Source organism: Dactylosporangium sp. NPDC051485, from assembly GCF_040682015.1.
GTDB lineage: Bacteria > Actinomycetota > Actinomycetes > Mycobacteriales > Micromonosporaceae > Dactylosporangium.
On the sequence record NZ_JBFAZW010000026.1, the window covers coordinates 18,051 to 41,053 of the forward strand.

A 23,003-nucleotide genomic window follows, 5' to 3' on the forward strand; every position below is an offset into this window, starting at 1 on the left:
CCGAGTCTATGGCGGCCGGCTCGTTGGAGAATGGGCGCCATGGCATACGTGGCGATCGCCGCGCTGCTCGGGGCGCTGGTCGGGATCGCGGAGTTCTTCGGGACGTACGACCACCACGGGCTCGTGGCCCTCGGGGTGTCCGGGGTCGTGGCGGTGGCCGGGGTGGTGGTCGTGGTCGCGCGGGCGCGGCGCGAAGAGACAGGCCGGCGGGTCGTATCGGGGCTGCTCATGGCGGTGCTGCTGGTCGGGGGCGGGCTGAGCGGGCACGTCGCGGCCGGGTTCGCGGCGCGGCCCGGGCGGGCGGCCCCGCAGGCCGCGCCGCCCCTGGCCCCGGCCGGCCCGGTGGCCGAGCCGGCGCGGACGCCGACCGCCCCGGTGGCCACCGCGACCGCGCCGCTCGGGGACCCGCCGTCGCCGCGGCGGGCCGACGTGTACGAGCCGGGGCACGGCAACCTCGTGCTCGACGACCCGCTGACCAGCGACCGGGGGGTGTGGACCAACCCGGATGCGGACGGCGGGACCTGCCGGATCGCGGGGGACGGGCTGCACGTGACCGGGGCCCCGTTCCACGAGTGCTTCGGCGGGGTGCCCGTCGCGGACTTCACGTTCGAGGTGACGTTCCGCTACGCCACGGGCACGGCGGCCGCGGTGTGTTTCCGGCAGGGCGATGCCACGTCGCCGTACTGCGCCCAGTTCACCCGCGACGGCGCCGCCGTGATCGCCGGGCCGGGCGGGGTGATCGCCACCGGGAGCGGGCCGCCGTCCGGGATCGACGGCGTGCACACGCTCGCCGTGGTGGCGGCCGGGACCTCGCTGCGGTTCTACGTCGACCGCACGCTCGTCGCGTCCGGCGGCGACGGGCAGTTCACGTCGGGGCGCCTCGGCGTGATGGCGGTCGGCGGCGAGATCGTCTTCCGCGACGCGCGGGTCTGGCAGGCCGCCTGAGCCCTACCAGGCCAGGTCGCCGCGGAACTGCGAGCGGCCGCCGAGCTCCTCCTCGATCCTGATGAGCCGGTTGTACTTCGCGGTGCGGTCCGACCGCGACACCGAGCCGGTCTTGATCTGCCCGCAGCCGGTCGCCACCGCCAGGTCGGCGATCGTCGTGTCCTCGGTCTCGCCCGAGCGGTGCGACATCACCACCCGGTAGCCGGCCCGGCGGGCGGTGTCCACCGTGGACAGTGTTTCGGTGAGCGTGCCGACCTGGTTCACCTTGACGAGCACGGCGTTGGCGTACCCGTCGTCGATGCCCTTCGCGAGGCGGGCCGCGTCGGTGCAGAAGACGTCGTCGCCGACGAGCTGGGTGGAGGCGCCCGCGCGGGCGGTCAGGGCGCGCCAGCCGTCGAGGTCGTCCTGGGCCATGCCGTCCTCGATGGAGACGATGGGGTACCGCTGCAGCAGCCCGGCCAGGTAGTCCACGTGTTCGGCGGGGCGGCGCAGCACTGCCTCGCCGGCGTAGGCGTACGCGCCGTCGCGGTAGAACTCCGAGGCGGCCGGGTCGAGGCAGATGGCCACGTCGGTGCCGGGCGTGTAGCCGGTGGCCGCGATCGCGTCGGTGATAAACCGCAGGGCCTCGTCGGCGGTGGTGAACGCCGGGGCGAAGCCGCCCTCGTCGCCGACGTTGGTGTTGTGGCCCGCCTTGGCCAGGCTCCGCTTCAGCGTGTGGAAGACCTCGGAGCCCATGCGGACGGCGTCGAAGAAGGTCGTTGCCCGGATCGGCGCGATCATGAACTCCTGGAAGTCCAGCGGGTTGTCGGCGTGCGCGCCGCCGTTCACGATATTGATCATCGGCAGGGGCAGCCGGGTCGCGTCGGCGTTCAGGTAACGGTAGAGGGGCTTGCCGGCGGCGGCCGCGGCGGCCTTGGCCGTGGCCAGGGACACCCCGAGGATCGCGTTGGCGCCGAGGCGGCGCTTGTCCGCGGTACCGTCGGCGGCAATGAGGGCGGCGTCGACCGCCGCCTGATCCTCGGCGTCCAGGCCGCGCACGGCGTCGGCGAGCGGCCCGGCGACGTTGGCCACCGCCGTCGCCACCCCCTTGCCGTGGAAGCGCGCCGGGTCGCCGTCGCGCAGCTCCACCGCCTCGGCGTCGCCGGTCGACGCCCCGGACGGCACCGCCGCCCGTCCCCGTGCGTCGTTCGCGAGCCGCACGTCGACCTCGACGGTCGGGTTGCCGCGGCTGTCGAGGATCTGCCGGGCGCGCACCGCTTCGATTGCTGTCATGGCGCCGATCCTGGCAGCTCAGCGGCCATTTTTCGACGCGTCGACGGTCACCTTGACCCGCACCCTGGGGTGCGGGTTTAGGGTGTTCGTCATGCGTGTGGGCGAGCTGGCCCGGCGCTCGGGGAGCACTCTACGGGCGCTGCGGTACTACGAGGAGGTCGGCCTGGTCGTGCCGTGCCGCCGGTCGGGCAACGGCTACCGCGAGTACGACCCGATCGCCGTGCGGCTGGTCGTGCAGATCCGCGAGCTGACCGCGCTGGGCCTGAGCGTGGAGGAGACCCGCCCCTTCGTGGAGAGCCTGGCGGCGGGCGGCGACGAGGCCGAGGTCTGCGCCGCCGCGTTGGCCACGTACCGCAGCGCGATCGGCGGCCTGGAGTCGCGGATCGACCAGCTGACGGCGCAGCGCGACGCCCTGGAGGCCCGCCTTGCCGCGGTGGATGTCGCCGCGTCCTCGCCCCCGGTGGCCGTCGCCCCGTCCGCCCTGGTGGGCCTGGCCCTGCCGGCGCTGGAGGTGTTCGCGACCGACGGCGAGATGGTGTCCTTGCGCAATCTCGGGCCCGGGCGGACCGTGCTGTTCGTCTACCCGCTGACCGGGCGGCCGGGCGTGGACCTGCCGGACGGGCTGCTGGAGATCCCGGGGGCGCGCGGCGGCACCGAGCAGGCCCGCTGGTTCCGCGACCACCACGGCGAACTGCTGGGCGCCGGGGCCTCGCGGGTGTACGGGCTGTCGGCGCAGTCCGCGAGCTACCAGCGGGAGCTGGCGCATCGGCTGCGGTTGCCGTACCCGCTGATCCCGGACCCGCGGCTGGCGCTGGCGGGCGCCTTGGGCCTGCCGACGTTCACGGCCGGCGGCATGACCCTCTACGACCGCCTGACCCTGATCATCTCCGACGGCCGGATCGAGCACGTCTTCCACCCGATCCCGGCCCCGTCGACCCACGCCCACGACGTGCTGCGCTGGCTCAACCGGGCGCGAGCGCCCCGTTAGCCCGCGGCTGCAGGGTAACTGCGTCCTGTTCGGCCCGATGCTCCCAGCGTTGCTGCCCGCCGCCCGGCCGGCCGTGCCACCACGCCATCCGCCGCGGCCACACCGTCGAGCCCGGCGCCGACCCCCACCCGGCCGCTGCTGTCTGTCACCCCGGCCGAGGTCCTGCCCGCCGCCGTACGAACCTGAACCCGGCGCTCGTTTGGGTCGCCCTGGAACGGGCAGGCGGAATTGTGAGTCACGGGATCAATGTAGGGGGCCGTCATGTTCATCCTCGGCGTCATCCTGCTCCTGCTCGGCCTGTTCCTGAACATCACGATCCTGACGACCATCGGGATCATCCTGCTCGTGATCGGGGCGGTGCTGTTCCTGCTCGGCTCCCTCGGACGACCCGTTGCCGGGAGACGCCACTACTGGTAACGGTGCGAAGTTGCCAGGGCGACGACAGGTCGTGGACGTTAGCCGCCCAAGCCAGCGGGCACCATCTGCATGACAGCGGTATCGAGGAGGTTTGCTCATGAGTACCGTCACCGACACCATCGAAGTCCACGTCCCGGTACGCACAGCGTACGACCAGTGGACGCAGTTCGAGTCGTTCCCGCAGTTCATGAGCGGCGTCGAGTCGATCAGACAGCTCGACGACCGGCACACACACTGGGTGACCAAGATCGGTGGGGTCCGCCGCGAGTTCGACGCCGAGATCACCGAACAGCGCCCCGACCAGCGCATCGCGTGGCGCAGCACCGGCGGCGACTCCAAGCATGCCGGCGTCGTCAGCTTCCAGCCCCTCGACGAACAGAACACCCGCGTCACCGTCGAGCTGGACTGGCAGCCGGAGGGCATCGTCGAGAAGGCCGGCAGCGCCGTTGGCATCGACGAACGGCAGGTGAAGGCCGACACCAGGCGGTTCAAGGAATTCATCGAACAGCGCGGCGGCGCCACCGGCGAGTGGCGCGGCGAGGCCCCGGGCACGCCAGGCGCGACAGGTACCCCGGGCGCCACAGGTACTCCAGGCACTCCACGTCCTCCGGGTGCTCCGCGCACTCCGGACGTGGGCAGGTAGGCCCGCTCTCCCGCCGGCACGATCGACGACTGGCGGGGGCCTGCGCACGGAGGGGCCGGCGGATGCCACCGGCCCCTCCGTCGTCGTAAGTCCTGCTTGCCCGCGACAACGCGAGTCTGGAGCCGGAACTGCTCGTGCTGCGTCACGAGCATGCGATCCTGCGGCGGGCGAACCCGAGACCGAAGCTCAGTCTGCGTCCTGCGCACGGTCTTGAAGCGTTGCAGCAGCGGGGCGCCCAACGCCCGCCGGCGCCTTCAACCGCGGTCGGTGAGGGCGTTGGACAGCGCCGCGAGGATGGCGGGGGCGTGCAGCCGGTTGGCGGGGTCGGCTGCCTTGGCCATCGCGGTCCTGGCGGTGACCGCGCTGGTGGCGGGTGGCACGACGAGCAGGTTGACCTGATCGCCGGGCTCAGTGATGGCGACGAGGAGGCTCGGTTCGGCGGTGCTGAACCACCGGACCTGCACCGTGCCGGAGCCGACCACGAGGCGATCGAAGCCGGCGTCCCAGGCGTGGCTGTTGAGGATCAGCCGGCGGATCGGTCCGTAATGGTCGGTCATGGCGGCGAGCAACCCGGGCAGCTCCGCCGCGGGATCCCGGGAGCGTGGCCACCATCCACCGTTGAGGACCGCTCGGGACACCCGGTCCGAAGAGAGGGAGAGTCGAGGCTGTACGGAGGAGCCAGCGGGAATAAAGGTGGTGTGTCGAGCCGCGGCAGGCATGGCGGACCTTTCTGTCGACGTGCGTCGAAGGCGTCGGTGTCGGGCGCGTCATCACGTCGCAAAGGTTTGTGGAGACCCGGAACCGGAATGGCGGTCCTCTTGGGGGCTGTGCACGCAGCCGACGTACCAGTGGTCACTTGATGATACGCCTGGTCGTCGCCCGACAGGGATGAGCTGCGCTCGGGCGACCGGAGGGCCGCGCCGCTGACGACTTCCGAACGGCGCTAACCTCCGTAGCGCGACCAGCTGTGCCAGCACCGCTGGATCCTGATCACCCTCACTCCGGTGACCATCGCACCGATCACCTACGACCATGCGTGCTGCTCCACGAGGAGCCGGCCCTTGCAGCGGACCAACCGTGGCGGCCTCCCCACACAATGGCCGTGAGGGCCGGCGCCAAGTTCGTTCGGCTCTGGACGCAGTGACGGACGGAGGGGCCGCCGATGTCGGGTCGGCGTCAGCTGTGGATGGCAGTGACCTCGAGAATGAGGTTGAGGTAGCGGGCGGTGATGGCTTTGGATCTGGTGACGCCGAAGGCGTAACGGTCGATGAGAGCGGTGGCCTGCGCACGCAGCTCGTCGTCTCTGGTTTGGAGGTGCTCGATGGTGAGTTCGACCGGGCGGGTGGTGGCGCGGACGGTGAGGTCGCCGTACACCAGCCACTGGTTGCCGTAGCGGCGCGCGCCGTGCGATGTGAAGGTGATGTCAGGGTGATGGGCGGTGTCGAGGAACTTCGCCGAACGCACGGCCGCGTCGCGTCGACGGTTGCGGGTAGTGAAGCTCGCCGCGTCGATGGACACGGTCGCGGTCGACGCGGTTATCGGTGTGGCGATGACGATGTGGCCGGAGCGGACGGCGAACGTGCCGGCGACGTTCGTCAGGCCGAAGAGGTGGTTGGTCTGGAACCTGACGGCGGAGCGGGCAGCCATGATGTGGTACGTGCCCGTTGCGGGGGTGGTCGGCGTTGGCTGGGTCACGGTCGTCTCCGGATGAGGCCGGGGACTTCATGGAGTTGCCCGGGACCGAAATCGATCGTGGCTTGCCGTTCGACGTGGGTCACGGTAGGAGTGGGTGGGCGGGGACTCTGCCGACGGTGTCGAGGTGGCGTAGCGCTTGGGCGTAGGACGACAGCAGTCCCGTCTCGACGTAGCGCACGTGCTGGTCGCGGCAGAACGCTCTGACGATGTGCTGGGCGTGGCGCAGGTTCCCTCGGGGCATCGACGGGAACAGGTGGTGCTCGATCTGGTAGTTCAGGCCACCGAGCGCGAAATCGATGAGCCAGTGCCCGCGGACGTTCCGCGACGTCAGGACCTGGCGCCGCAGATAGTCGGCGGCGTCGGAGTCACTCAGGAGCGGCATGCCCTTGTGGTTCGGTGCGAATGCACAGCCCAGGTGCAACCCGAACAGGCCTTGGTGCACGGCGATGAAGACCAGCGCTTTCACCGGTGAGAGCGCCACGAACACGGCCGTCAAGTATGCGGCACCGTGCACACTCATCAGCAGGGCCTCGCGTATCCGTGGCCGGGTGCGGTTGACGAGGAGGTACCGCACGCTGGCGACCCGCAGGTTGACCGCCTCCAGCAATAGCAGCGGAAAGAACGTCCACGCCTGGTAGCGGTGGAAACGACGGGCGGCCGGGCCCCTGTTCCGTGCCTGTCCGGTGGTGAAGACCAGCGCGCCGGCGCCGATGTCGGGATCCCGGTCCTCGTCGTTCGGGTGGGCGTGGTGGCGGCTGTGTTTGTCGACCCACCAGTCGTAGCTGAATCCCACGCCGACGTTGGCGAGGAGCACGCCGAGGACGTAGTTGGCCCGGCCGGTCCGGAAGACCTGCCGGTGCCCGGCATCGTGACCGAGGAAGCCCAGCTGGGTGGAGACCACCGCAGCGTATGCTGCCACGGCCAGCTGCCACCAGGACTCGCCGACCACCACGAACGCTGCAATGCCGGCGGCGCACAACGCCGATGTGACGGCGATCTGCCCGGCGTAGTAGCCGGGCCGCCGGTCCAGTAGACCAGCTCGCTTGACCCGCCGGGAGAGCTCTGCGTACGCGCTTCCCCGGACACCCGTGCCCAACCATTTCCCGCTCTCAGGTCCTGTTATGGCTACCATTCTTGGCCGCATCACTGCTCCAGCCGCAGGTCGGTGACGATAAGCCGCCGGGATCCGGGGCGAACCAGGCCTGCATACCCCTGGCCGAACGGGCCAACCCGCCGCGGCGGCACGGCGGCCCCGGCCGCGGAATGAGGTGACGTGTCAACACGAATGCGCCAGAGATCGGTACTGTCCCCACTGCAGGGCTGCCCTGACCGAGCGCGGCGACCTGCGGACCCCGATCCTCGCCCTCGCCTCCATCCCGATCACCGCGCCGCCGGTCATGACCGCCACCGTCATGCGCCGCCTCGCCCAGCTGCTCCACGACGTCTGGTACACCCTGGAGCCGACCGGCGCCGGCAGCATCCGGGTGGCCGCCCACGCCGTGGCGATCCTGGCCCGTGACGCCGTGTGCGCCGCTGCGCCTCGAGCAGCGACGCAACAGGGCCAGGCAAGATCGAGCTGTACCTCACCTGTGCCGCGTGCGCCGCTGCGCCGCAACCCCTGGGGACAATATCCGTCGATGTGACACCGCCGGTGGTCCCAGCATCAGCAGCCTTGCCTGGGGGCCGGGTCCGGCATTCGCATGTCGTGCAGGGTGGACGCGCGGCGACCGTCGGGGTACTCGATGCCGTCCGAGCTATCGCGGCGGCTGGTCTTACGCAGCGCGGCGGGTACGGGTGGCCCAACATCAGGTCATCGGACAAGGATGTCCCAGTGAGCGACACACCACATCTCGGTCCCGCGCCCGAGCGCATTGCCGTCGACGCGGAACAGGCGCGCCGGCTCGTCGCCGGTCAGTTCCCTCAGTGGACCGGCCTCCCGGTCGAGCCGGTAGCCAGCGGTGGCTGGGACAACTGGACCTTCCACCTCGGCTCCCAGAAGTCGGTGCGATTGCCGAGCGCATCCGAGTACGCCGAGGCGGTCGACAAGGAACACCAGTGGCTTCCGGTGCTCGCGCCCCAACTCCCGCTGCCCATCCCCAGGCCGCTGGCGAAAGGCGAACCTGACGCGGGCTACCCCTACTCGTGGTCGATCTACCAGTGGCTCGACGGCGAGCCTGCGAGCCTGGACCGTATCGCCGACCCCGTCCGATTCGCGCTCGACCTGGCCGAGTTCCTGGCGGCCTTGCAGAGCGTCGACACCGCTGACGGTCCCCGCCCCGGACTGCACAACTGGTACCGGGGCGGCACGCTGCGCACCTACGACGGGTTAGCCCAGCGCGCGCTCGCGGCGCTCGGCGGCCACGTCAACGTCGACCTGGCTCGCGAGATCTGGAACAACGCACTGGACGCGCGCTGGGACGGTGTGGAGACCTGGTTGCACGGCGACATCGCGCAGGGGAATCTCCTGCTCAACGACGGCGAGCTGGCGGCCGTCATCGACTTCGGGACATGCGGCGTCGGCGATCCCTCCTGCGATCTGGCAGTCGCGTGGACATTGCTGAGCGCCGACGGCCGGCAGGCGTTTCGGGAGCGGCTGTCCCTCGATGATGCGACGTGGGCGCGTGGGCGCGGCTGGGCCCTGTGGAAGACGCTCGTCACCTGCTCCTCCACCCTGGGCGACGCCGACGAGCCGGCCGCGAACGCGCTGCGCGTCCTCGGCGAGATCTTCTCCGAGTACACGGCCGGCGCCGTCACCAGCCCCCAGCCATGAACAGCCACCACGCCCGGCGCCCGCTTCGCAGGATCAGGATCGTCTTGCGGCGAGCGCGGCGACGAGGTCGGCCACCTCGGGCACGCCGGCCAGGCCGGTTGGCGTGTGGTAGATCCGGCAGGCCAGGGTGCCCGCGGGCCGGCCCTCGCCGAACAGGTCGACGCCGTCGACCGTGAACGATGGGGAGCCGGCGAAGCCGACCGCGCCGGCCTCCTCCTCCGTCTCCACCGCCATCAATCGCACCTCGGCGTCGGTGTTCCCGGTCTCGTCCAGCGCCCGGCGCAACCGGTCGTCGGCGACACGCCAGTTCGGGCAGTCCGCGAAGTACCACAACGTCACCTGCATGCCGTCAATACTGCTCCTCCGCGCGGCGGCGGGTCGTCCCGGCCGAGCCTGAGCCCCGGCACAGCTGGGCTCAGGCTGGTCACAGTGCGTGCGCCGAGCACGGATCGGGTGCGAGCAGCGATCTTCACCGGGTACGGCCCGCCCGAGGTGTTGCAGGTCCGGCAGGTCCCCCGCCCCGAGCCGGGACCGGGGCAGGTGCTGGTCAGGGTGTACGCCACCACCGTCACCACCGCGGAGTGCCTGATGCGGCGCGGGCGGCCGATCTGGGGGCGGCCGGTCATCGGGGTGCTGCGGCCGCGGCGGCGGACCCGGGTGCTCGGGATGGAACTGGCCGGGGAGATCGCCGCCGTCGGCCGGGGTGTGACCACGTTCCGGCCGGGCGAGCAGGTCTACGGCTTCACCGCGTTCCGGCTGGGCGGGTACGCCGAGTACGCGTGCCTGCCGGCCGACGCCTCCCTGGTCTGAGCGGGCCGTCGCTGCCGTCGACGGGGGCAGCACCGCGCTGTACTTCCTGCGTGACCTCGCCGGCGTGCGGCCCGGCCAGCGGGTCCTGGTCAACGGGGCGGCCGGCAGCGTCGGCGGCTATGCGGTACAGCTGGCCAAACACCTCGGCGCCCACGTCACCGGCGTGTGCGGCGCGCGCAATGTGGAGCTGGTCGCGTCGCTCGGCGCCGACCGGGTCGTCGACTACGGTGCCGAGGACTTCACCGCGGGGTCGCGACGCTACGACGTGGTGTTCGACGCGGTCGGCAAGAGCTCGTTCCGCAAGGCCCGGCGGGTGCTCACCCCGACCGGCTGTTACCTGTCGACCACCGGGCTGTGGAACGTCGTGCTGGCCATCCTGACCAGACTTCGCCCCGGGCCGCGGGTTCGCGCCGGCATGTCGGTGCGCAAGCACGAGGCGCTGCGGTACCTGCGGGAGCTGCTCGAGCGGGACGGGCTGCGCATCGTGGTCGATCGCCAGTACAGCCTGGACGAGATCGTGGAGGCGCACCGATACGTCGAGACGGGACACAAGCGGGGCAACGTCGTCGTGACGGTGTGAGGGGGCCGGGCGAGCATCGATCCATAGCCGACGACGGCAAGGCCGGGCCCGCGGTTATGACCCTCGGCCGAACCGGCGGTGCGCCCGGGCGAAAAATGATCTCGCCGCGGCCCGGGACACGGGCAGAATGAGCGCGTGCTCGCCGCCACCCGTGAACTGCTGACGTCGCTGGATCCACTGTCGTACCGCCTGCGGATGCGCCGCATCGCCGAGTGGGCGCGGACCGCCACGGACCGGGCCGAGGTCTGCGCCGACCTGCGGGAGCACGGCCCGTACGAGCGGCACCTCGCCCTGGTCGCGGCCATGGTGGCCCAGGATGCCGAGGGCATCGCGGCCGGCGCGCGCGACCCGCAGCCCTCGATCCGTTTCGCCGCGCTGCGCGCCGGACAGGTGGTGGACGGTGTGGCTGACCGCCCGGCGGTGGAGCGCCGCCGCGTGTACCGCAGCCTGCGCCGCCGTCGCGTGCCGGGGGTCGCCGACGCGCTGGTCGCCGAGGTCCGGGCCGAGTTCGGCGACGAGGAGGCGGCCGAGCTGCTGCCCGCCTGCGCCGATGCCACGGTGCGCGCGCTGCTGCCCGAGCTGGAGCACGCGGCCGACCTCGGGCGCCTGGTGCGCCGCCACCCCGGCCCGCTGCTGGACCGCGTGCGGGAGCGGCTGGCCGCGACCCCGCCAGAGCGGTGGGCCGGCATCTGGGACGAGGCCGCCCGCGCCGTGCTGCACTGCGACCCGCCGCGGGCGCTCGAACTGCTGGAACAGTACGCGCCCGAGGACCGGCTGCCCGGGTGGATCGGCGCGTACGGGCCGCTCGCCAGGCACGATGCCGGGCGCGTCCTGCGGCTGCTGCTGGCGCCGGGCCGGGCCGTCTGGTTGCAGCGCACGAGGCTGGGCCCGGGCCTGCTGCGCCGCCTCGCCGGTCTGCCGGCGCGGGAGCTGGCGCCGCTCGCCGCCCGGTACCGTGAGCGCGAACAGGCCCTCGCGGACCTGCTCGGTGAGCTCGCCCCGGGCCGGCGGGCGGAGCTGTACGACCTGGCCTACGCGGAGTCCGACACCGCGACGCTGGTCCCGTCGGCCGAGATCATGGAGGTACTGCCGACCGCGATCCGCGTCCGCGAGGCCACCCGGGTGCTGGGCCTGGCGCGGACCCGCGAGCGGGAGTCCGACGTGCGCGTCTGGAGCTCCTACCTGGCGTGGCCGGACGCCGTCGCGGCGCTGGACGGGGCGCTGCGCTCCGGCGACGCCGACGAGCGGGCGCACGGCTACGCGCTGCTGGTCCTCGCCGCACACCGGTCCCGCGATCCGCGGGCGGTGGCCGAGGTCGTCGGTCGGCTCGGGCGGCTGCGCAACGAGCAGGACCCGGTGCGGGCGGCCGCGCTCACCCGGCTGGCCAAGGTGGCGCCGCTGCTGAGCGCCGAGACGGCGGACGGGCTCACCCGGCTGACCACCGACGCCGTCGAGGCCCGCGATGCCTCGGCCGCCACCACGGCCGCGCTCGGGGCGCTCGCCGCCGACGTGCTGCGCCACCACGTCGCCGTGCCGCCGCTACGCGCATGGGCGCTGCTCACGATCGACCTGGTGAGCACCGGGGCGAAGACGCCGGTGCTGCGCCGCTTTGACACGGTGCTGCGCCGCGGGCAGGAGACGGTGGTCTTCGAGCGGCTGCGGGACTGGGTGGAGGCGGGCATGGACCGGGGATGGTACGGCCCGTTGTTCGCGCTCACCCAAGCGCTCGGCCGCCGGGCGTGGGGGCTTCCCGGCCTGCAGGACCTGCTGCGCCGGGCGATCGGGCCGCAGACCCTGTCCTCGGTCGCGGCCGTGGCGATCGACCAGTGGCTCGCCGACCCGCGGACCCGCGCGGACCGGGTCGGCGAAGTACTCGCGATCGACGCGTCGGCGGCGGCGCTCCACCCGGTGTGGGCCACCCTGTGCGGCTCCCGCACCGACCTGCTCGACCGGGTGCTGGACCGTGCGCCGCAGGGCCGGTTCGTGCAGCCGGGGATCCGCTGGGTGCCGGGCTGGGCGCCGCACGTCGAGCGCTGGCTGCCGCGCCAGCAGGCCCGCTTCGTGCAGCTGCAGGCGGCGCTCGCCGGCGACGCGCAGTTGCCCGTGTGGGGGCGGGCGGCGGCGATCCGGGCCGCCGCGGTCGTTCCCGGCCTCGGGCGCTAGCTGGTACTGCGCCACCTCGACGACGCCGAGGTGCCGATCGCCGAGGCGGCGCTGGGCGCGCTGATCTGGACCGACCGGCCGGACGAGGCGCTGCCGGTGCTGCTGCGCTACGCCGGCGGGGACCGGGCCCGGGTCGCCCTCTACGCCGCCGCTCGGGCCTGTGCGCACGTCCGCCCGTCGCGGCTGGCAGGGGCGCTGGCCGAGACGCTCACGAGTCCGGGGAAGGTCACCAGCCGCAAGGAGGCGGCCCGGCTGCTGGCCCACTACGGCCCGCCGCGGGCGATGGAGACGCTGCTCGAGGTCTACTCGGGGCAGGACACGCACCGGGACGTGCGCGCGGCGATCGTCTCCGCCGCCCGCCAGCGGCTGCACACCGAGGCGAGCTGGGCCATTCTGCGGGCCGCGGCCGGCGGCAGCCGCGAAGAGCGCCGGGCGGTCCTGGCCGCCTACCCGCACACGGTGCCGCAGCGGTACCGCCCGCGCTACGGCGCGTTCGTGCTCGAGGCCTGCCGGGCCGCCGACCGGGAGATCCGCCAGTCCGCCTTCGCCCGGCTCGGGCAGTGGGGGCCGTGGCTCACCGGGGCCGCCGACGTGGTCGTGGAACGGCTCGCCGACCTCGGCGAGACGCTGCACAACGTCGAGGTCGCCGGGCTGCTGGAGGCCGGCGGCGACGGGGTGTTCGGCGCCGCGCTGGCCCGGCTGCTGGACCGGGACGCGGGCGACGACCGGCTGGACGACCCGGCCGCGGACCGCCCGGCCCGCCGCCGCATCGGCCTGCTCGCCCTCGGCGCCGCCGCGGGGTCCGACCGTCGCCCGGCCGGCGCCGACCGGTCCGCGCTGCTCGAGCCGGCGCGGCGGCTCGCCGGGCATCCGTCGTTCACCGCCACGGCCACGGGCCTGCTGGTCGGCCTCGGCCGGCTGGACAACCTGGACGAGATCGCCGGGCTGTGCGCGGGGCGGCCGATCCTCGCGGTCCGCGCTGCCGAGCACGTCGGCGCCCGCCTGCGCGGCCTCGGCGACTGGCCCGGCCTGGGCGCCCTGCCCGCCACCGTCGCTCGCCTGGCCCGCCGCGGCGACCTCGCGGGCGGGCTGTTCGCGGTGGCGCTGGTCCGCCACGGCGCTGGCTACGGGTGGCGCTCGCCGTGGCGGGATCTGGTGGCGCAGCTGCGCCGCCATCCGGACGTCGACGTGCGCGAGGAGGCGTACACGATATCGATGAGCCGCTGAGGCCGGCGCCGCGGGACGGCCGCGGTGTTCGCCGGGATCGCCACCCGGCGGTAGGTTGCCGGAGTGGGGTTTGCCGGGGTGATGGAGCGGGTCGCGCAGGGCTTCGACGCGCGGCGCTGCTAACGCGTGGCGAAGGGCGACGCCGCGGGTACCGGCGGCGAGACCAGCGCGGTATCGACACCGGGAAGCTGCCGCAGCCGATCGGCGGCGGCATCCGCCCGCGCCGGGCACGGTCAGGCCGGGCGGAGCTTGCCGGTCAGGCGGGGGGCGGGGGGTGCCGTCAACGGCCGTGCAGATGCCGAAGACGCGCTGCGGGGTGGTCCAGCCGTTGATCCGGCCGTGGTTGTTGCTGATCTGGATGCGGCCCGCGGCCAAGGCCGAGACCAGGTGCAGGTAGGTCGTGCCGGCCACCCGGGCCAGGACGATGTCGCCGACCTCGAGCCTCGCGGGGTCGACCGGGGCCACCGTGACGAGCTGGCGGCTGCGGATGAGGGGCACCATCGAGCCGCCGGTGGGACGGAAGTCGACCGTCGCACCGGCGGCCACGCGGGCGGCGAGCATATCGAGCATGCCCATGGACCCAGCCTAATGTTCTTGCCCCGCGGAGCCGGGAGGGCCCGGCCCGGTTCGCCCGGTCTGGCTCGACAAGGCTTCGCGCTGATCGACCCGGACCAGGCGCCGGTGGGAGCAGCGGTCCGTTACTGACGCGGACCTGAGCCAATGAGCTCTCGTGGTTCCGGCGACGGCGCATCGGCCACGTCGGACAGTGCGCTGGGCCACCACATGCGCCGGCCGACGTCCAGGTACAGCGCCGTCACCATGAGGTTGCGGTCGCGGGCAGCGGTGCGGGCGGTCGCGGCCCCGCGCCGGCACCGCTGGCCGCACCCGCCGCTGCGGCTACGGGCGGCGCTGCACCGCTGACTCGAGGACGGCGCGCATCTCCTCGATGCCGACCGAGACCCGTGCCCGCACGGCCGGGGCGACGGCGTGGGGCAGGACGTCGGTCACCCACACCAGCCGGCTGCGGCCGCCGTCGTGGTCGAACACCTGGAACGCCGCGTGGTGGTGCGCGAGGGCCATCCGGCCGGGGCCCTGGACCGAGTAGGCGAGGCGGCGCTCCGTGTGGTCGATCGCGACGATGAGCTCGCGCACCTCGGTGCCGTCCGGCATGGTCAGGATCCGGGTGTCGCCCTCGACGCGGGCATCGGCGACGCGGTTCGGCAGGAGCTTCCGGTGCACCGCACCCACGTCCGCGATCGCCGCCCAGACCTCGTCCGGCGGCGCCGCGACGACCGTCTCCACCCGTATCGAGGCCATCGACAACGAGGCTACGCCGCGCGAGCGCGCGGCGCAGCCCCGTCATCAAGCAGTTCGGTAATCAGGCAGTTCCGCCTTGCAGCCCGGATGGTGCCGGGAGCATCAGCCGCCCGTGAAGGACGGGGTGGTGCCGCACTTGGCCTTGGCGTCGAGGCAGATCTTCACCAGCGGGCCGAGGTTGTCGGGGTTCCAGGCGTTCATGAAGTCGCCGTGCATCGACGAGGCCATGCCCGAGGACAGCGACAGGCCGTTGCCGCCGAGGGAGTCGTAGTTGACCATGAACGACAGGTTGGGGATGGCGACCGGGTACTTGCCGGTGCACTGGCCGTTCTGCATCGGGCCCATGTGCGACTTGTGGTCCGGCGAGTCGATGTGCTGGCCGTCCCAGCAGTCCTGGAAGACCAGCTGGAAGATGAGGTTGCCACCCGGGGCGCAGACGGGCCAGTTGCCGTCGCTGCTGCGACCGGTCTCCGCGCTGCCGGCGCACCAGAACTGGCCGGTGGCCCCCTTCGGCGTGTCCACCTGCCGCTTGGCGTCGCCGTGCACCATGACCAGGCCGGGCGGGAACGGGACCGTGACCGACGGGTCGGCGAGGCGCGAACCGTAGTACACCCGGAAGCTCTTCATCTTGACCGGCTGGCCGTTCAGCAGCAGCTGCGGCACCCAGTAGGCGCTGTTGTCGCCCTTGGCGTTGCAGGTCGTGCTGCGGGCGAACAGGTCGGCCGTCTTCGTGGCCGCGTCCACGGTCGGGCCGAAGAAGGTGTGCATGTGCGAGGCCCCCGGCAGGCCCGGCAGGACGATCGGGTCGTCCTTGGCCTCGTTGGACACCGAGCAGTCGGTGTGGAACTCGGCCACCCGCGTGGTGCCGGCCGGCACCGGCAGCTGCTTGACCGCGTTGAAGGCGGCCAGCTCCTGCTGCCACTTGACCTTGTCGACGTCGACCCAACCCGCCGCAGGTGTACCGGCGGAAGCCGACGGCGCCGCGGTGGACGGTGCCCCAGTGGTCGGTGCCGCGGTGGACGGCGGCGCGACGGTCGCCGTGGCCGAGCTGTGCGACCCGTTGGCGCCGAGCGTGAAGTAGTTGATGTTCACGAAGTCCCACTGCTGGGCGCTCTTCATGACCGCGACGAGGCTCTGCGGCCCCGACGGCACCCGGCTCGCCTTCGCCGTCACGGTCGTCCACTTCTGCCAGCCGCCCGTGTACGCGACCGGGAACGTGGCCAGGAGTTCGCCCGCGGGGGAGCCGAGGTGCAGCTCGATCGATCCGCCGGCCTTGTTCTGCGCGGCGATGCGGGCGGTGAGGTCCGTGCCGCCGAGGCTGACGTTGTCGTACCGCATCCAGTCGCCGTTGGCGAGCCAGCCCACGTTCTTGCCGCCTCCGGCGTCGGCGGTGTTCTCGGTCTGCGCACCGGACTGGGCCGACCACGCCTCGGCCTCGAGCTTGGTGCCCGCCCCGATCTCGTCCGCGCTGGCGGTGGCGAGGTAGATCCCGCTGGCCGCCGCGACGGCCGCGACGACCGCGGCCCCGATGATCACACGCTTTGCTGTTCGCATTTCGATCCTTTGTCGGGTCGTCTTGCTTCCGTATTCGCGAAGCAAGCATGCGCAGCTCAGAGGCTTTGTTCAAGAGGAAAAGGAAGAATTAGGAGAGCACTCCGGCGGATGCGCAGGCAGGGTGGCGAGGCCCTCTCGATTACCGTTTTTGGCTTAAATTCTGCTTAGTTTTGCGCCCACCTGTGCGAGGGGAGCGCGGACTGGACCATCGTGCCCGCCCGCCCGCCGATCGTCGAGCACGGCCGCGGCGAACCCGTGCTGCCCTCGAACCGATCGCGGCCGAGGACTTCTGGCGGGCTGTGCCGGCGGGCCCGGGCGCGCGGGTGTGGGCGATGATGTCCAGTGTGGAGATCGAGCTGGTCACGGGCGACATCACCGCCGAGCGGGTCGACGCGATCGTCAACGCGGCGAACTCGTCGCTGCTGGGCGGGGGCGGGGTGGACGGCGCGATCCACCGCAAGGGCGGCCCCGCGATCCTGGAGGAGTGCCGGGCGCTGCGGGCCAGCCGGTACGGCCGGGGCCTGCCGGTCGGCCAGGCGGTGGCGACCACCGCCGGGCGCCTCCCGGCCCGCTGGGTCATCCACACCGTCGGCCCGGTGTGGAGCGCCGCCGAGGACCGCTCGCCGCTGCTGCGCCAGTGCTACGAGCGGTCGCTCACCGTCGCGGCCGGCCTCGGCGCGGCGTCGGTCGCCTTCCCGCTGATCTCCTCCGGGGTGTACCGCTGGCCGAAGGAGGATGCCGCGCTCCAGGCGCTGACCGTGCTGCGGGACCCGCCGGCGGGCATCGAGCTCGTCCGCCTCGTTCTCTTCGACGACGCCACCCGCCAGGTCGCCGAAGCGGCCCGGGCGGGTTTCGGCCGCGCCTGACGGATCGGTCCGAGGCGGTATCGCCCTCCGTAACGCCGCCATCGGCGCGCTCGGCCCCGCTGGCGCCAACCGCCCGGCGAGCCGCTTCCACGCCACCGCTCGGCGGCCAAGCCGCCGAGAGGGTTGCGGGTTGCAGGACTGGTTGGGGGATGCGACGATCGCGTGGTCAGCCTTTGGCGAGAGGAGGTGCGGTTGAGATGTTCACTGATGAATCCCCGCGCCCCACCGCCGGCACCGCTGACCTGCTGCGACTTCGGGGCGCACGCATCCACTTTGGAGAGTGCGATGGTCGCAAGCATTCGCAACATCACCTTCGATACGACTGGTGATCCGTACGAGTTGGCACGGTTCTGGTCGATGGCGGTCGGCCGCCCGATGCGCGTCGAGGACGAGCCCGGCGACCCCGAGGTGGTGCTGATCGCCGAGGGGCAGCCAACGATGCTGTTCATCCGAGTGCCTGAGGGCAAGCTGGTGAAGAACCGTGTACACCTCGATCTGCAACCTCAGGATCGCACCCGAGATGAAGAGGTCGATCGGCTGATCGGGGTCGGCGCGAAGCTCTTCGAGGACCACCGCCGGCCGGACGGCACCGGCTGGGTCACGCTCGTGGACCCGGCAGGCAACGAGTTCTGCGTGGAGCGCAGCGTCGCCGAGCGGGCCGCCACGTAGCACCAGTTGGGGGCGGTCCGCGCCGGACCGCCCCCATACCTGGGAAGTTGCCGCACCCGGCCCATCCTTGTGCGGACCGCCGACCGGTACCGCCGCGAGCGGGCTGCGCTCCTGCGGACGCAACGCGCGACGCCGGGATCTGCGCGCCCGCGGGCACGGTGACGCAGATGGCGACCAGGTAGCCGCCGCCGACCGTTGCCTCGAATGGCACCTGCTCGGCGGCGTCGCATAGAGCTGCTGCGAAAGTGAGCCAAGAAGAAGCGAATTGGCACGCCTGGTTGTTACTGCGGGCGCGGCCATCGGGAAGAATCGGCGAAATTGCCACCTGGCGTTATGTCACCTATCGGTGGGTGCTCGGCGCTGGCGGCGGGCCAATTGACATGGCAAAAGCCCCGCGGCCTCGTTCTGGCGCGCAGGGCTAGCAGTCTTTGGTGAACGGAAAAATAGGCGTTTCTGACCGATGGCGACTATCGGCCGTACAGACGAGTGAAGTTCGAGCGGGGGCGCCAATAGGATCATCGGGCCCCAATCAGATCGTGGGGTCACCCCCCATTCGCAGGAGGCCAGGATTTGAACTCCCGGTTGCCCAGGTATGCCTTATTCGCCGCGACAGCGGCGACGACCGTCGTGGCGGGCGCAGCACTCGCGCCATTGCCCGCGATGGCCGAAACGACCGGCCCCAATCTCAGTTACGTCGTCAACGCGGTGAGCAAGGAGCGCACGGCGGACGCCGCCGCTGCTGTCACCGCGGCCGGCGGCACGGTGACGGTGTCGTACGCCCAGATCGGCGTCGTCATCGCTCGCTCCACGAACCCGTCGTTCGTCCAGGCGGTGAAGGGTTCCGCCAAGGGCGACGCCGTTCACTCGGTGGGCGCGACCCGGACCGCGGCCCTGCCCGCCATGGCCGAGGACACCGAGGCCGTCGAGGCCTACGTGCCGGACGCGATGGAGAACGCGACGCGGCAGAGCGACATGGTCCTCATCGGCGCGCGTGCGGCGCACGAGGTCAGCCTCGGTAGCTCCACCGTCACGGTCGGTGTGCTCGACGACGGCATCGACGCCAACCACCAGGACCTCGCGCCGGTCGTCGACCAGTCGAAGTCCGTGAACTGCGTGGGTACCGGCGCCCCCGACACCACGCCGGGCGCGTGGCGGCCCACCAGCCTGACCGCCGACTACCACGGCACGCACGTGGCCGGGACCATCGCCTCGGCCAAGAACGGCGTCGGCATCGTCGGCGTCGCGCCCGGCGTGAAGCTGGCCGCCATCAAGGTGGTCAACTCCGACGGCTTCATCTACCCCGAGTACGCGATCTGCGGCTTCGTCTGGGCGGCGGAGCACGGCATTCAGGTCACGAACAACAGCTACTACATCGACCCCTGGCTGTACTGGTGCGAGAGCCAGGCCGACCAGGCGCCGGTCGTCGAGGCGGTCCGCCGGGCAGTGGGTTACACCACCGAGCACGGCATCCTCAACGTGGCGGCGGCGGGCAACGAGAACCACGACCTCGCCAACAAGACGGTGGACACGACGAGCCCCGACGACACCAACCCGGTGCGCCGCACGCTCGACCCGAGCTGCCTCGACCTGCCGGGCGAACTGCCCGGCGTGGTGACGGTCTCCTCCACGACCCAGCCGACCGTCCCCGCGACGGCCGTCGGGCCGTGGTCGCCGAGCCTGACCGCACAGCCGACGCGGTCGTCGTTCTCGAGCTTCGGCCTCGGGGCCGTGGACGTGGCCGCACCGGGCTCGAGCATCTACTCCACCTCCCCGTCGACCGGGGTCAGCAGCTACCGCACGCTCTCCGGCACCTCGATGGCGTCGCCGCACGTGGCGGGCGTCGCCGCGCTGCTGGTGTCCAAGCACCCGGGCGCAACCCCGGACTACATCGCGGAACTGCTGCGCAAGCAGGCGATCCCGCTTGCCTGCCCCACCTCCGGCACCGACTTCACCCAGGGCCGGTGCAAGGTGGACCCCGCGAACCCGAAGGTCAACGGCTTCTTCGGCTACGGCATGGTCAACGCCTACAAGGCTGTCACCGAGGCCGAGGACGTGACCGCGCCGACCGTGGCGGTCACCGGCGTTACCCAGGGCCAGCAGGTCAAGCTCGGCGTGCCGGTCACGCCTGGCTGCACGACGACCGACGCCGGCAGTGGCGTGGCGAAGGCCGCGACCCTGTCCCTCACCGGTGGTCCGACGGTCGGCTACTTCACCGCCACCTGCTCCGGTGGCCGTGACCGCGCCGGCAACACGGCCGCCCCGGTCAGCGTCACCTACCAGGTGGTGTTCGGCTGGCGCGACTTCGGCTCGCCGATCAACGTCGGCAAGCTCAACGTCGTGAAGGCCGGCAGCGCGGTTCCGGTGAAGTTCGGTCTCTCCGGCAACCAGGGCCTGGACATCTTCTCCGGCGGTGTCCCGGCGGTGCGGACGGTCGCGTGCGACACGTCGGCCCCGCAGGACCTGGTGGAGACGACGGTCACGGCCGGGTCGAGCTCGCTGACCTACGACGCGGCGGCCGACCAGTACGTCTATGTCTGGAAGACGCAGAAGAACCAGGCGAAGACGTGCGGGCAGCTCATTGTCACGCTGATCGACGGCACCACCCACACCGCGGATTTCCTGTTCAACTGATAACCGCGGTCGTCATGAAACTGTCATATTCTGTCGTTTCCTGACGGCGGTACGACAATCGCACAAAAGGAGGGCCCCCGATGCGTCGGGGGCCCTCCCGGTTTTTTGCGGGTGGTGTAGGGGCACCGGGGCAGGGTAGTGCGCGGCGATGGCTGTGGTGCGCTGGTTGCGCAAAGACAGGCTGGCCGCAGAACTCTCCGTGGAGTTCGCCGGGACGATGATTCTCGTCCTGTTCGGGTGTGGCTCTGTCGCGCAGGTCCTCGCCGGTGGGCTCGGCGGGCACGACAGCATCGCGTGGGCGTGGGGACTCGGGGTGACGTTCGGCGTGTACGTCGCCGGGCGGATCAGCGGCGGCCACCTCAACCCGGCCGTGAGCGTGGCGTTCGCCGTCTTCAGCGGCTTCGAGTGGCGCAAGGTGCTGCCGTACTCCCTGGCGCAGACCCTCGGCGCGTTCGTCGCGGCCCTGCTCGTGCGCTGGAACTACGGGTCGATGCTGCACGCCGTCGACCCGCGGCACACCGTCAAGACCCAGATCGTGTTCTCCACCCTGCCGGGCAACGGCACCCTGCCGGTCGACGTGCGCAACGCGTTCCTCGACCAGATCATCGGCACGGCGATCCTGCTGTTTCTCATCCTGGCCGTCACCGACGTCCTCAACGTCGCGCCGCAGGCCAACCTGGTGGCGCTGATCGTGGGCCTCATCGTCGTCGCGATCGGCATGGCGTGGGGCTCCGCCGCCGGGTACGCGATCAACCCGGCGCGCGACCTCGGGCCGCGGGTGGCGTCGTTCTTCACCGGCTACGGCGGCGCGTTCGTGGACCAGACCGGCTACCCGTACTTCTGGGTGCCGATCGTCGCGCCGATCATCGGCGGCGTCATCGGCGCCGGGGGGTATCGCCTCGCCGTCGCGCGGTACCTGCCGACCGAACAACGTGAGCCAGGAAGGGTGGACCAGAGCAGTGGCTGACTACATCGGGGCGATCGACCAGGGCACCACCAGCACCCGCGCGATGGTGTTCGACCACGACGGCAGCGTCGTGGCCAAGCGTCAGGTCGAGCACCGCCAGATCCTGCCGCGGGCCGGCTGGGTGGAGCACGACCCGGGCGAGATCCTGCGCAACGCGCTCCTGGTCGCCGGCGAGGCCTTCCAGGGGTACCAGATCCGCGCTCTCGGCATCACCAACCAGCGCGAGACCACCGTGGTGTGGGACCGGCGCACCGGCACACCGTTCGGCAACGCGATCGTGTGGCAGGACACCCGCACCGACCGGATCGCCGAGGCCCTCAACCGCGACGGGCGCGGCGAGCTCATCCGGCGCAAGAGCGGCCTGCGCCCGGCCACGTACTTCTCCGGCGGCAAGCTGCAGTGGATCCTCGAGCACGTCGACGGCGCCCGGGACGCGGCCGAGCGCGGCGACGCGCTCTTCGGCACCATCGACACCTGGCTGCTGTGGAACCTCACCGACGGCCGGGTCCACGCGACCGACGTGACCAACGCCAGCCGGACCATGCTCATGGACCTGGACACCCTGGACTGGGACGACGAGCTGCTGGCGTGCTTCGGCGTGCCGCGCGCGATGCTGCCGCGGATCCGCCCGTCGTGCGATCCCAGCGGCTACGGCCACACCGCGGAGGGGATCGCGCTCACCGCCGCGCTCGGCGACCAGCACGCCGCCACCGTCGGGCAGGTCTGCTTCGCGCCCGGCGAGGCCAAGAACACGTACGGCACCGGCAACTTCCTGCTGCTCAACACCGGCACCGAGCCGGTCCGCTCCGAGCACGGGCTGCTCACCACGGTCGCCTACCAGCTCGGCTCCGCGCCGCCGGTCTACGCCCTGGAGGGCTCGATCGCCATCACCGGCGCGGCCGTGCAGTGGCTGCGCGACCGCCTGCACATCATCGCCACCGCGGCCGAGAGCGAAACCCTCGCGGCCCGGGTGCCGGACAACGGCGGCATGTACTTCGTGCCCGCCTTCGCCGGCCTGTTCGCCCCCTACTGGCGGGCGGACGCGCGTGGCGCGATCGTGGGGCTGTCGCAGTACGACACCGACGCGCACCTCGCCCGCGCCACCCTGGAGGCGATCTGCTACCAGTCCCGCGACGTCGTCGAGGCGATGCAGCAGGACTCCGGCGTGCCCCTCGACGTGCTCAAGGTCGACGGCGGCGTCACCGCCAACGACCTGTGCATGCAGCTGCAGGCCGACATCCTCGGCGTGCCGGTGAGCCGGCCCGCGGTCATCGAGACCACCGCGCTCGGCGCCGCCTATGCCGCCGGGCTCGCGGCCGGCTACTGGAACGACACGGAGGAGCTGCGCGCCAACTGGCACGAGTCGCACCGCTGGAAGCCCACCTGGACCCCGCAGCAGCGCGCCGAGGGCTACCAGCGCTGGCACGACGCCGTGCGCCGAAGCCTGGACTGGATCGAGATCGGGGCCTGACCGTGGAGCACACCGGCA

At 72.0% G+C, this 23,003-nt stretch carries 21 protein-coding genes and 1 pseudogene; 15 read left to right on the forward strand and 7 right to left on the reverse strand.

Going from position 1 to position 23,003, the window contains the following annotated elements:
- Nucleotides 1–39: 39 nt before the first annotated feature.
- Nucleotides 40–945, forward strand: a complete 906-nt coding sequence (locus AB0M46_RS17305; RefSeq protein WP_363336986.1) for a hypothetical protein — start codon at nucleotides 40–42, stop codon at nucleotides 943–945.
- 3 nt (nucleotides 946–948) lie between these two features.
- On the opposite strand, the gene eno is transcribed toward AB0M46_RS17305, so the two are convergent.
- Entirely contained in the window at nucleotides 949–2,217 is a 1,269-nt protein-coding gene (eno, locus tag AB0M46_RS17310) for a phosphopyruvate hydratase (RefSeq protein ID WP_363336988.1), read from the reverse strand.
- A 91-nt stretch (nucleotides 2,218–2,308) separates the two neighbouring features.
- Between eno and AB0M46_RS17315 the strand changes: the two genes are divergently transcribed.
- The 3 genes and pseudogenes from AB0M46_RS17315 to AB0M46_RS17325 all read left to right on the forward strand — a co-directional run.
- Complete coding sequence (locus AB0M46_RS17315; protein ID WP_363336990.1) at nucleotides 2,309–3,205, forward strand: MerR family transcriptional regulator; 897 nt, start codon at nucleotides 2,309–2,311, stop codon at nucleotides 3,203–3,205.
- Between the two features lie 261 nt (nucleotides 3,206–3,466).
- Nucleotides 3,467–3,622: a DUF6131 family protein gene (locus AB0M46_RS17320; RefSeq protein WP_363336992.1), complete on the forward strand. Its 156-nt coding sequence runs from the start codon at nucleotides 3,467–3,469 to the stop codon at nucleotides 3,620–3,622.
- Between the two features lie 97 nt (nucleotides 3,623–3,719).
- Nucleotides 3,720–4,163, forward strand: a pseudogene (locus tag AB0M46_RS17325) (SRPBCC family protein); the annotation flags it as partial.
- Between the two features lie 356 nt (nucleotides 4,164–4,519).
- Here the strand turns inward: AB0M46_RS17325 and AB0M46_RS17330 are convergent.
- From AB0M46_RS17330 to AB0M46_RS17340, 3 genes are all read right to left on the reverse strand, one after another.
- Nucleotides 4,520–4,984, reverse strand: a complete 465-nt coding sequence (locus tag AB0M46_RS17330) for a DUF5994 family protein (RefSeq protein ID WP_363336994.1) — start codon at nucleotides 4,982–4,984, stop codon at nucleotides 4,520–4,522.
- 457 nt (nucleotides 4,985–5,441) lie between these two features.
- On the reverse strand, nucleotides 5,442–5,960 hold the full coding sequence (locus AB0M46_RS17335; protein WP_363336995.1) for a YceI family protein: 519 nt from the start codon (nucleotides 5,958–5,960) through the stop codon (nucleotides 5,442–5,444).
- A 79-nt stretch (nucleotides 5,961–6,039) separates the two neighbouring features.
- Entirely contained in the window at nucleotides 6,040–7,056 is a 1,017-nt protein-coding gene (locus AB0M46_RS17340; protein WP_363336997.1) for an acyl-CoA desaturase, read from the reverse strand.
- A 301-nt stretch (nucleotides 7,057–7,357) separates the two neighbouring features.
- Here AB0M46_RS17340 and AB0M46_RS17345 point away from each other — a divergent pair, with 301 nt between their 5' ends.
- Nucleotides 7,358–7,603 (forward strand): hypothetical protein, encoded by a 246-nt coding sequence (locus AB0M46_RS17345; protein ID WP_363336999.1) that lies wholly within the window; start codon nucleotides 7,358–7,360, stop codon nucleotides 7,601–7,603.
- A gap of 188 nt (nucleotides 7,604–7,791) precedes the next feature.
- On the forward strand, nucleotides 7,792–8,730 hold the full coding sequence (locus AB0M46_RS17350; protein WP_363337000.1) for an aminoglycoside phosphotransferase family protein: 939 nt from the start codon (nucleotides 7,792–7,794) through the stop codon (nucleotides 8,728–8,730).
- A 33-nt stretch (nucleotides 8,731–8,763) separates the two neighbouring features.
- On the opposite strand, the gene AB0M46_RS17355 is transcribed toward AB0M46_RS17350, so the two are convergent.
- Nucleotides 8,764–9,075, reverse strand: a complete 312-nt coding sequence (locus tag AB0M46_RS17355; protein WP_363337002.1) for a thioredoxin family protein — start codon at nucleotides 9,073–9,075, stop codon at nucleotides 8,764–8,766.
- Between the two features lie 108 nt (nucleotides 9,076–9,183).
- On the opposite strand from AB0M46_RS17355, the gene AB0M46_RS17360 reads away from it, so the two are divergent.
- The 4 genes from AB0M46_RS17360 to AB0M46_RS17375 all read left to right on the forward strand — a co-directional run bounded on the left by AB0M46_RS17360 (nucleotide 9,184) and on the right by AB0M46_RS17375 (nucleotide 13,510).
- On the forward strand, nucleotides 9,184–9,540 hold the full coding sequence (locus AB0M46_RS17360) for an alcohol dehydrogenase catalytic domain-containing protein (RefSeq protein ID WP_363337004.1): 357 nt from the start codon (nucleotides 9,184–9,186) through the stop codon (nucleotides 9,538–9,540).
- Nucleotides 9,541–9,604: 64 nt separating this feature from the next.
- The gene (locus tag AB0M46_RS17365) at nucleotides 9,605–10,120 is read left to right on the forward strand and encodes an NAD(P)-dependent alcohol dehydrogenase (RefSeq protein ID WP_363337006.1); all 516 of its coding nucleotides are present in this window, start codon (nucleotides 9,605–9,607) and stop codon (nucleotides 10,118–10,120) included.
- 135 nt (nucleotides 10,121–10,255) lie between these two features.
- The gene (locus tag AB0M46_RS17370) at nucleotides 10,256–12,283 is read left to right on the forward strand and encodes a hypothetical protein (protein WP_363337008.1); all 2,028 of its coding nucleotides are present in this window, start codon (nucleotides 10,256–10,258) and stop codon (nucleotides 12,281–12,283) included.
- A 30-nt stretch (nucleotides 12,284–12,313) separates the two neighbouring features.
- Nucleotides 12,314–13,510, forward strand: a complete 1,197-nt coding sequence (locus tag AB0M46_RS17375; protein WP_363337010.1) for a hypothetical protein — start codon at nucleotides 12,314–12,316, stop codon at nucleotides 13,508–13,510.
- Nucleotides 13,511–14,407: 897 nt separating this feature from the next.
- Here AB0M46_RS17375 and AB0M46_RS17380 read toward each other — a convergent pair.
- Complete coding sequence (locus AB0M46_RS17380) at nucleotides 14,408–14,827, reverse strand: SRPBCC family protein (protein WP_363337012.1); 420 nt, start codon at nucleotides 14,825–14,827, stop codon at nucleotides 14,408–14,410.
- A 102-nt stretch (nucleotides 14,828–14,929) separates the two neighbouring features.
- A complete protein-coding gene (locus tag AB0M46_RS17385) occupies nucleotides 14,930–16,381 on the reverse strand; it encodes a DUF1996 domain-containing protein (protein WP_363337014.1) in 1,452 nt (483 codons plus the stop codon).
- A gap of 344 nt (nucleotides 16,382–16,725) precedes the next feature.
- Between AB0M46_RS17385 and AB0M46_RS17390 the strand changes: the two genes are divergently transcribed.
- The 5 genes from AB0M46_RS17390 (at nucleotide 16,726) to glpK (ending at nucleotide 22,985) form a co-directional block, all read left to right on the forward strand.
- Nucleotides 16,726–17,247: an O-acetyl-ADP-ribose deacetylase gene (locus AB0M46_RS17390; RefSeq protein ID WP_363337099.1), complete on the forward strand. Its 522-nt coding sequence runs from the start codon at nucleotides 16,726–16,728 to the stop codon at nucleotides 17,245–17,247.
- A gap of 285 nt (nucleotides 17,248–17,532) precedes the next feature.
- The gene (locus AB0M46_RS17395) at nucleotides 17,533–17,916 is read left to right on the forward strand and encodes a VOC family protein (RefSeq protein WP_363337100.1); all 384 of its coding nucleotides are present in this window, start codon (nucleotides 17,533–17,535) and stop codon (nucleotides 17,914–17,916) included.
- A gap of 660 nt (nucleotides 17,917–18,576) precedes the next feature.
- Nucleotides 18,577–20,547 (forward strand): S8 family serine peptidase, encoded by a 1,971-nt coding sequence (locus AB0M46_RS17400; RefSeq protein ID WP_363337016.1) that lies wholly within the window; start codon nucleotides 18,577–18,579, stop codon nucleotides 20,545–20,547.
- A 166-nt stretch (nucleotides 20,548–20,713) separates the two neighbouring features.
- Nucleotides 20,714–21,514: an MIP/aquaporin family protein gene (locus AB0M46_RS17405; protein WP_363337018.1), complete on the forward strand. Its 801-nt coding sequence runs from the start codon at nucleotides 20,714–20,716 to the stop codon at nucleotides 21,512–21,514.
- Nucleotides 21,507–22,985: a glycerol kinase GlpK gene (gene glpK / locus AB0M46_RS17410; RefSeq protein WP_363337020.1), complete on the forward strand. Its 1,479-nt coding sequence runs from the start codon at nucleotides 21,507–21,509 to the stop codon at nucleotides 22,983–22,985. The genes AB0M46_RS17405 and glpK overlap by 8 nt, the downstream gene beginning before the upstream one ends.
- The last annotated feature ends 18 nt before the right edge of the window (nucleotides 22,986–23,003 follow it).